The organism is Brevundimonas sp. (assembly GCF_023259385.1).
Taxonomy (GTDB): Bacteria; Pseudomonadota; Alphaproteobacteria; order Caulobacterales; family Caulobacteraceae; genus Brevundimonas.
Genome location: NZ_JAHFPF010000108.1, coordinates 1 through 3,202, shown reverse-complemented (window position 1 = coordinate 3,202; position 3,202 = coordinate 1). Strand labels below are relative to the sequence as shown.

The 3,202-nt window shown below is 67.7% G+C and carries 5 protein-coding genes and 1 pseudogene; 2 read left to right on the top strand and 4 right to left on the bottom strand.

All coding sequences use genetic code 11. The features are described from left to right. The 4 genes from Q0C81_RS09770 to Q0C81_RS09755 all read right to left on the bottom strand — a co-directional run. A partial coding sequence (locus tag Q0C81_RS09770) for a hypothetical protein (RefSeq protein WP_291836964.1) occupies window positions 1-676 on the bottom strand: 676 nt, incomplete at its 3' end. A gap of 46 nt (window positions 677-722) precedes the next feature. Further along, entirely contained in the window at window positions 723-1,370 is a 648-nt protein-coding gene (locus tag Q0C81_RS09765) for a lasso peptide biosynthesis B2 protein (RefSeq protein WP_291836962.1), read from the bottom strand. A 54-nt stretch (window positions 1,371-1,424) separates the two neighbouring features. Continuing rightward, window positions 1,425-1,547, bottom strand: a complete 123-nt coding sequence (locus tag Q0C81_RS09760) for a hypothetical protein (RefSeq protein WP_291836960.1) — start codon at window positions 1,545-1,547, stop codon at window positions 1,425-1,427. Between the two features lie 96 nt (window positions 1,548-1,643). Next, complete coding sequence (locus tag Q0C81_RS09755) at window positions 1,644-2,129, bottom strand: helix-turn-helix transcriptional regulator (protein WP_291836958.1); 486 nt, start codon at window positions 2,127-2,129, stop codon at window positions 1,644-1,646. Between the two features lie 237 nt (window positions 2,130-2,366). On the opposite strand from Q0C81_RS09755, the gene Q0C81_RS09750 reads away from it, so the two are divergent. Together Q0C81_RS09750 and Q0C81_RS09745 are read left to right on the top strand one after the other, a co-directional pair. Beyond that, window positions 2,367-2,996 (top strand): GntR family transcriptional regulator, encoded by a 630-nt coding sequence (locus Q0C81_RS09750; protein ID WP_291836956.1) that lies wholly within the window; start codon window positions 2,367-2,369, stop codon window positions 2,994-2,996. A 1-nt stretch (window position 2,997) separates the two neighbouring features. Further along, window positions 2,998-3,202 (top strand): annotated as a pseudogene (locus Q0C81_RS09745) (conjugal transfer protein TraG); the annotation flags it as partial.

Sequence of the window (3,202 nt, the reverse complement as noted above, 5' to 3'; positions counted from 1 at the left end):
CCCCGGAGACCTCCGCGGCGAGTGACGGCGCAATGGAAGCCAGGCCGTGGACGGTTTCATCCACGGAAGACCGGAGCAGGGCGACGGCGGCTTCTCTGTCAAGGCCGCGCCGCCGTCCGCGAAGCACCAGATCCGAAGGCCTCCAGACCTCCACGGCGGGAGAGTCCAACGAGAGGGGCTGGACCGTCCCTGGAAACACCTCCATCGGTCCGTCGAGCGGTAAATCCCCCGGTGCTGACAGTGGGTCTTGCAAGGCGGCGGCGAGTCGTTGGAAATTGATGCGCCAGGGAGGGCGCAGGTGCTGGATCAGCCACTGCGGCATGTTGGAGGCCGCGAGCGTCAGTCCATGCTGGGTCCAACTGATGCAGGGCAAGGCGCCGGACGGATCGCGCAGGAGATGCGAGGCGGGGCCGTCCCCCGAACACCGCACGCCGATGAAGCGGCCCCAGAACCGGGCCAGAAGCTTGCGTTCGTAGGCATAGGGATCGTCGTCACGTGTCGTGGGCAAATCGGGCGACACGCGGTTGAACACGTCGCCGATCAGCCTCCAGGGGCCGACGGCCAGGGTAGATGGTGCGCGCGGGCCACCGACCGCCAGCCAGACGCAAGGGTTGAGCTCGGCGATGGCCAGTCCATTTGAACGGGCGAGATGGCGAAGGTGTTCGGAGAGGGCCATCGCGGCTGGGTCGCGACCGCGGCTGACCATGAGATACGATCCCACGTCAGGCGGCCATGATGGGTGTGTAGCCCTTGACCCGGGCAAGGGTGTCGCCGACGACCATGTCCCCGATCTGCAGCCAGCAATGGGCGGCGAAGGGCCAGGTGCGGACGCCGAAGATCCAGTCGGCCTGGACTCCATGCGCGAACAGAAGGCGCCTGAGCTGGAATGACCGCTGCAAACACTCGCCTTCCAGCGGCAACCATGGAAGGGCCCCTCGGAAGGCCGCGACCGACCGGCCGAGCCGAAGTGAATCCAGAGGTAAACGTCGCGAGCGGCTCGGCTGGGCGGAGCGGATCAAAAGACGAAAGGGGCGGCCTTGAAAAGCCAGCGTCGCGACGGCCATCCGGACCCCTGCTCGAAGAATCTCAGCAGTCGACACGGCAGGGCAGGGCGTCAGTTCGCGGGACGGCAGCGCCGCGACTCTACGCGGCCGGACCGGCGGATCCATTTGCGCCAATCCCGGCGCGACAAGGGCGCGGGCCGTCGCGTCGTCAGCGACCTCTAGGCTTCCATCGGCGTTGACGGTCAGCCATCCGGCGGCGTCGACCAGGCAGGCATAGCTGTCAGCATTCACGTCGAGGACGATGATGTCCTCGCGCACCTGCGCAAGGAAGACGCCGTCTGAACACCAGAGTTGTTGCATGGTCATTGCGGGAAACGCCGGCGATGCGGACGGCCGCGTGATGCGGCCGCCCGCGCCGTTTCAGCCGGCGACGGTCCGGCTCTTGATGATGCCCATCTCGAGGAAGGGGCCGTCGAGATTGTCGCGGGTCAGGGCCCTGGCGCTGCCGAGGCTGACGAGGCGGATTGCGGGGGTGGGGGTCATCACAGTCTCTCCATTGTTAATCGCCACGGATGTGGCGCAGGGAGTGAGCGCGCGGGCTGACCGGCTGAAAAGCTATATCTGGAGTATATTGCAGGGTCAGCGGCCCGGTTTGGGTCGCGTGGCGAGCAACTCCGCCGCGCCTGTCTTGAGCCAGGCCCGGGCCTGTTCGCTGGTCTCATCGCCGTCCAGCAGGGTGTCGAACATGCCGGTGACCGCCGCGATCAGGGTCCGCGCATCGAGGTCGAGCAGGCGATCCTGGATGGTCCGGTCGAACCGCTGCACCGCGATGGTCAGGATGGTGGCCATCTTGTTGTCCGCGCTGCGTCGGGCGAACTCGGGCGAGCCAATCACGACGGCCAGGATAAGCGCATAGGGATCGCTGTTCGTCGCGGCGGCGAACCTGTGGATATGGTCCAGGTTCAGGCGGGTGGCGCCGGACTCGAAGCGCTCATAGGTTCTCAGTGCCATGTTCATGGCGGCCGCGACCTCGGCGGTGGTGAGGCCGCGATGTCTGCGCACCGCCTTGACCGCCGCCGACAGCAACTCTCCATCACGCGGCGGGTCAGGCGGAACTCCACTCATCAGCGAAATCTCTCAAACCGGGATGGTGCGACGGGACGCCAGAGGGAGCAACGCTCAACCTTTCGTTTCCGTACACAGCAAGGGTGAAACCGCCACAAAGCGGCGGATGACCCGACAGACCGCGGCGGATATCTCGACGTTTTGTGGCGAACCCCACGGAATGGACGTGCAACCCACTGGCGAGCGTGCCGATCCCCACCGATAATCCGGGCTCCCCTTTTTTTCCCGGAGCCGGTGGTGACCCGGAGACGTGATCCCTTCCTTCAGGCCCTCGACAGTCTTCGGCGGCTGTCGCAGCAGGGGGCGTTCGCGCCGGGGACGCCCGTGGTGATAGTGGAAGAGGCGCGGCGTCTCCGGCTGTCGACGACGCCGGTTCGAGAAGCGCTGGCGTGGCTCTGCGGCGAGGGTCTGATCGAACGGGCTCCGTACGGCGGCTATCTGGCGCCGAGGATGGACGCGGCCCTCGTCAGGGACCGGTTCGCCTTCCGCCTTCACTGCCTGACGGCGAGCCTGGATCTCATAGCGGCCGTCCACGACCGCGACGAACCCGTCCTATCGACCGCCGCGCCGGAGCAGCGGCTCGCCGAGTCTCTCGACCGCGTGGTCCGCGGGACGGGAAACCAGGTCCTCGCGGAGGCCTTCGATCGGGTCGGCCGCCAGCTGCGGCCGCTTGAGGCGGCGGAGCGCCGGATCTTTCGCGACCGCGACGCCGAGGCCGCCGCGATCCTGCGTCTCTCCGACGCCGGCTCGACGCCTGCGCTGCGACAGGCGCTCGTCGCCTACCACCAGCGCCGCATGGAGGCGGCGCCGCTGCTTGTCCTCGACGTCGCCGGCGACCGGCGGGACCCTCCGGACGAGGACGGCTGAGGTGCCGGCGCGGGTCGTCCTGTTCGGTCTGGGGCTGTTGCTGGGATTGCAGGCGGCGACCCAGCTGTTCGCCTGGACCTATCACTGGGCCGCGGCGCTCGGCCCGGCGTTGCGGGTTCATCCCGACCTGGCCCTCTATCCGCCCTGGGCGATCCTGCTGTGGCGCGTGGAATTCGTGGACGAGGCCCAGACGGCGCTGACGCGCG